Source organism: Sphingopyxis sp. SCN 67-31 (genome assembly GCF_001725095.1).
Genome location: NZ_MEFH01000191.1, coordinates 1 through 5,488 on the forward strand (window position 1 = coordinate 1; position 5,488 = coordinate 5,488).

Sequence of the window (5,488 nt, forward strand, 5' to 3'; positions counted from 1 at the left end):
GGTCGTCACGGTTTCGCTCTCGCCATCGCCCTTGGTGGTGACGATCATGATATGGTGCGGACCGTCCGCAACCGGCTCAAGAGGTGCGGGAGGGGCCGGGGGCGCTTCGGGAGCGGCGGGCGGAGCCGGCGGCGCGGGCGGCGCGATCACGCCGGCGTCCTGAACATGCGCAGTGGCGCTCCCGGCGGGGACGAGCGTCGCGGTCGCGCCGAGCACGGCCAGCGTCGCGCTGCCGACGAGAAGCTTTCCGGCAAGGCGTCGCTTTTTCGAAATATCCTGCTGCGTCAACATGGTCAGCCTCTCCTGCAGATTATCGTGAACCGCCATCGGGGCGGCAAGTGACAGGCGCGCACCGACCGCTGCCTTGGCGATCGCGGCGGCATAATGGGCGGTGCGCACGCGGCGTTCGGCGGTGTCGGCCATCGTCAGCACGCGCGCGTCGCACGCCGCCTCCTGGTCGAAACGAAACGCCCGGATCGCGCGCCACGCGAGCGGGTTGAACCATTGCGAGGCGAGCAGCAGCAGCGCGGCGCTGTTGGCCCACAGATCGCCGTGGCGATGGTGCGCAAGTTCATGATCGATCGCCAGCGCGCGCTCTTCGGCGGCGTAGCGGGCGAAAAAGTCGTGAGGTACCGCCACATATCGGCTGAAAAGGCCAAAGGCGACGGGACCATCGACGGCGCCGCTCATGACGAGACGGATCGATCCGATCGGTTCGAGCGCGACCGCCTGCTCCAGCACCAGCCGCCGGAAACGCATATGGCGCACGATTGCCGTCGCAATCAGCAACAGCGCCCCCGCCATCCACAGGGTGAACAGCAGCGGCACCGCGTCGGCCAGCCCCCAGCTCGGCTGCGGCATCGCCGCCGGCGTCCCGATCGTCCGCGCCGCGTCGGCCGCCTCGATCAGCATCACATCGGCCGGGACGCTCGCCGCGACCGGCGCTGCCACCGGATCGGCCAAGGGCAATGGCGGCAGCACCAGCCGCAGCGCCGGCACGAGCCAGAGCGCATAGGTCAGGCGCGGACCGAACTGGCGCGCGAAAGGCTTGCGCACCAGCAGCACCGCGAAGACGAGCAGAGCGGTGGTGACGAGCGTGTCGCCCCATATCTGGAGGATGGTCGCGCCGCTCATGATTTGAGCTTCCGGAGCAGCGCCTCGATCTCGGCGATGTCGGTGTCGGTCAAGGCTTCGCGGTCGGCGAGATGCGCGATGAGCGGGCTGACGCGGCCGCCGAAGAGGCGGTCAACGAAACGCTGCGACTCGTCGCCCACCGCCGCGTCGCGATCGACCGCCGGACGGTAGAGATAACGCCGGCCGTCGGCCTCCGCCGCAACGGCGCCCTTCTGTACGAGCCGCGCGAGCAGCGTCTTGACCGTTGCCTGCGTCCAGCCATTCGCCCGGCCGACGCGCGCGGTCAGATCGGCCGCGGTCTGCGGGGCGTCGTCCCACAGTGCGGCCAGCACCTGCATTTCGGATTCGCTTGGTCGTTCCGCCACGGTGAACCCCTCCCTTCGGCTGCGACACTCTATGCGACTACAAATGTAGTCAATTGACTGAACGGTCGATGAACGGGATTTTTCCGGCCGGTGTCGGGATTTTTGACAAGTCTGCGGCGCGGTAAGAAATCGCTAACCAGCGCAACCCGCCGATTTGCGCGCCGGCCCGAAAATGGCACGGCACTTGTATGGTATGAGCTGTTCCCGAGTGTTCCGCTCAATGGAGCGGTGGGGGGCATCGGTCTGGTCCCTGATGCCCCCTGCCCCCACCGGGACATCCCCACTTGCCCCCGACGCAGACGGGGGGCGGAGCGGCCTTCAGGCCCCGCCCCCCGGATGCATTTTCCGAGTCGAGTCCGCTGTCGTTACGGCTTCAGCCCGAAGCGCGCATAATCGCGCTCGGTCGACGGCGACAGCTGGCGCGCAATCGCGAGATCGGCCGCGGCGTCGGTGGCGCGGCCCAGCCGCTGGTAGACGATCGCACGCAGGAAGCGGCTCGATGCGAGCGACGGCACCTGCAGCAGCGCCGCGTCGAGATCGCGCAGCGCATCGTCGTTGCGGCCAAGGCGCAGCCACACCAGCGCGCGGCTGTCCAGAATATGCGCCGTGCTGTCCGCCAGCTCCATCGCCGAGGTGCAGTCCTTGAGCGCGCTGTCGACCGCGACTTCGCGCGACGCCTTCACCCAGCAGCGCGCGTTGAGCAGGTCGGGCGACCCGGGCTTTGTCGCAACGAGCGCATCGAGCTCGTCGATCGCGGCCTTGGGATCGCCGAATTCGCCGACCATCGCCGCCTTGGCGAGCCGGAGGTCGCTTTTCGATTTGCCGCCGAGCGCGATGCGATCGTCGAACATCCGTGTCGCCGCGGCGACATCGCCCTTTTCCGCGGTCAGCATCGCGACAGCCCCGATCGCGCCCAGCGACGAGGGGTCGAGCTTGCGCGCCTCTTCGGCATCGGCGAGCGCGCCCGCAATATTCCCCAACTCCTTGCGCACTCCCGACCGGGACAGATAGGCGTCCTCCGACGGCTGCAGCGCGATCTGGCGGGTCAGCGTCTGCTCCGCCCCCTTGTAATCGCCGATGCCGCGCTGGAACGACGCTTCGCTGATCAGCGCCGACACATTTTCCTCATCGGCCTTGGCGGCGTTGACCGCATAAATCGACCGCACTGCGTCGAGCTGCGACGTCGAGGGCGCCCCTTTCAGGTTCCAGCGCCGCCGCGCATCTTCGGGCGCGACCAGCCGCGGGGTCTGGCTGATGACGGTGGCAACGCGGTCGCGCTCGGCCGCGACATCCGCGGGCGCGATTTCCGCACCGCTGCTCGCCAGCACCTCGTCAACGACGACATAGCCGTCGGCCATCGTCACGCTGCGTTTGACATCGACGCCGGCGAGCCGCGCGTCGAGCGCGCCCTCGCCCTCGATCTTGTAGTCGCGGCCGCCGTCGGGCAGCCGGACGCGCAAACGATAATGCGCATAATCGGGCGCCCCCGTCGCCACGGGGATATTCGCCCAGGACGCGCGCGCGCGGTCGGGCGAAAATTCGATCAGATTGCCGACGCGCGACAGCCAGCGTTCGCTGCGATTATCCTCGCGCTCCCACCCCGATCCGAACACGCCGCGTGCCGTGATCGTCACGCTGCCGTCCGCGGCGTCGGGTTTGGCTTCCATCTTGTCGAACTGCGCCTGCCCGACGAAATTCTGCAGCAGGCCGTTCAGCATTTCTTCCTGCTCCTTGGGACCGAGCTGCGCGGTCGACAGGGTAAGCAGGCTCGCGAGCTGGCCGCGCACGACCATGTCCACCTTGATGACCGACGGCAGGTCGATGCTGGTGCTTTCGTCGGCATCGAGCGCGAGGTCGATCGTCGGACGCGCCGGACGGCGCAGCGCGATCTTCTCGAGCTCCGCTCCTTCGGCGCGCACCGGCAGGACATAGCCGAAGGCCGGCGTATCGCGAATATCGGCGAGCCGCGTGCCGAGGCCCGTTCCGTCGAGCCACAGCGGCTCGCCGCCGATGGTCGCCTTGACGATGACATGGTTGAAAGCCAGCGCCGTGGGCAGGCGGCTCGCCACCGCATCGCCAAGCTGGGCGTGCGCAAGCACCGGTTCGGCATCGATGTCCATCGCGTGCAGCATCGCGAGCAACAGCAGCGTCTTCGCCTTGCAGTCGCCATAGCGGACGTCCCATGTCTTCGCGGGCGTCTGCGGCACATAATTGCCGCCGTCCATGCCCACCGCCAGATAGCGGACCTTGTCCTGCACGAGTTGCAAGGCTTTGGCGGCGCGTTCGAGCGGGTCGGTCGTCGCCGCCTTGATTGCCGCCACTTCGGCGGCGAGCGGGCTGTCGTCCGCGATAGTGCCGGCCGTCGCGTACAGCGGCGCCATCACCTTCGACACGTCGGACCAGCCCGAAAAGGTCGATGCCTCGATCAGCGGCGGGCTGCGAAAGCGCATTGGCGCGTCCGACGGCATTTCCGCCTGTTTCGCGATCGGCAGGGTGACGGGCAGCTCGTAATAGGCGCCCTTGCGCACCGGCTTCAGCGTGACGCCATTGGCGAAGGATTTCCATTGCAGCTTGTCGTCGGCGCGCCAGGACAGGCGGTAGCTGCCCGATCCGATGCGCGCGGGTTCGGCGATCAGCGGCACCGCCAGCTGCGCGCGGCCGCCCAGCGCGTCATCCTTGTTGGTAATCGACATGCGCAGCCGCAACATGTCGCCCACGCGCAGTCCCTCGACGGGCAGATTGGCCGACAGGATGCCGGTCAGTTCGCGCTGTTCGAGCGCTTCTTCGCGGCGCAATACGGTAAACTTCTGGCCGCCCGCCAGCGCGTCGATCACCTGCCCGTCGCGGATGATCGACAGTTCGTGGACGATCAGATCGCCCTTGTCCGGCGCCCAGCCGACCGTCACATTGCTGTTCTGCGCCAGTTCTTCGGGTGTGTTGAGCTTGATGACGGTGTCGGTGTAGTTCCAGACCGTCGCGCCATCGACACGCTGTTCGATATCCAGCACCTGCAACCCGCCGCCCGGTGCAGCGTCGGGCAAGGTCGTGGCCTGCGCCCAGTCGGGGGCAGGCTGATAGAGCGGTTGCTCGCCCGCCAACGCCGACCCGACCGGACCAATCAGTAAAACTACACCAGCAACACGTCCCCATCCGGCCATCGGCCTTTTCCCCTAATCAAATGCCCCAAAACAAATTCCAGCCTGCATGGGCTGACGGCGCGATGCAACCGCCATTCCATGCCAGCATGGATCTATTGGTCAGCCGGCGACGGCGCGGCCCCGCGCATAAAGGAAATAGACGGCCAGACCGCCGATGTTCCAGACGAGGAACCACAGCTGCGTCTTTGTCGGCAGGCTGAAGAAAAGATAGATGCACCCCAGCACCGCGATGCCGCCGACCACCCACGGCATCGGCGCGCGGAAGGTCCGCGGTGCGTCGGGCGCGCGGCGGCGCATGATGAGCATGCACACCGACACTGCGGTAAAGGCCGCCAGCGTTCCCGCATTGGCCAGCGCCGCCAGCTCGCCGAGCGGGATGAAGCCCGCCAGCACCGCGACGACCGCGGCGGTGAAGATCGTGATCCGCACCGGCGTCCCCCGCGCCGACAGCTTCGCCAGGCTGGCGGGCAGCAGGCCGTCGCGCGCCATGGTGAAGAAGATACGGCTTTGACCATAGAAGAAGGCGAGGATCACGGTCGGCAGCGCGATGACTGCGGAAATCGCCAGATAATGGGCAGCGAGCGGCTGGCCGAGTTCACGCAGGATCAGCGCCAGCGGCTCGGGGCTGTTCGCGAACCGGCTGTAGGAAATTGCGCCGACCGCGGCGACCGCGACGGCGATGTAGATCAGGACGCAGGCGATCATCGATCCGACGATCCCGATCTTGAGGTCGCGGTCGGGATTCTTCGCCTCTTCGGCGGCCGTCGCGATCGCGTCGAAGCCATAGAAGGCAAAGAAGATGATCGCCGCCGCCGCCATTACGCCACGCTC

4 protein-coding genes are annotated in these 5,488 nt (G+C 67.4%); all 4 read right to left on the minus strand.

Annotated elements, in window-relative coordinates:
* Positions 1-1,134 (minus strand): M56 family metallopeptidase (locus ABS88_RS23535; RefSeq protein ID WP_286750757.1); only part of this gene is annotated, 1,134 nt, incomplete at its 3' end.
* Positions 1,131-1,499 carry a BlaI/MecI/CopY family transcriptional regulator gene (locus tag ABS88_RS23540; RefSeq protein ID WP_286750758.1) on the minus strand — a complete coding sequence of 123 codons (369 nt, stop codon included), beginning with the start codon at positions 1,497-1,499 and terminating at the stop codon, positions 1,131-1,133. The genes ABS88_RS23540 and ABS88_RS23535, both read right to left, overlap by 4 nt.
* Positions 1,500-1,864: 365 nt before the next feature.
* Positions 1,865-4,597, minus strand: a complete 2,733-nt coding sequence (locus ABS88_RS23545; RefSeq protein WP_286750759.1) for a DUF3857 domain-containing protein — start codon at positions 4,595-4,597, stop codon at positions 1,865-1,867.
* Between the two features lie 159 nt (positions 4,598-4,756).
* Positions 4,757-5,488: APC family permease (locus ABS88_RS23550; RefSeq protein ID WP_286750760.1), on the minus strand; the 732-nt coding region annotated here is incomplete at its 5' end.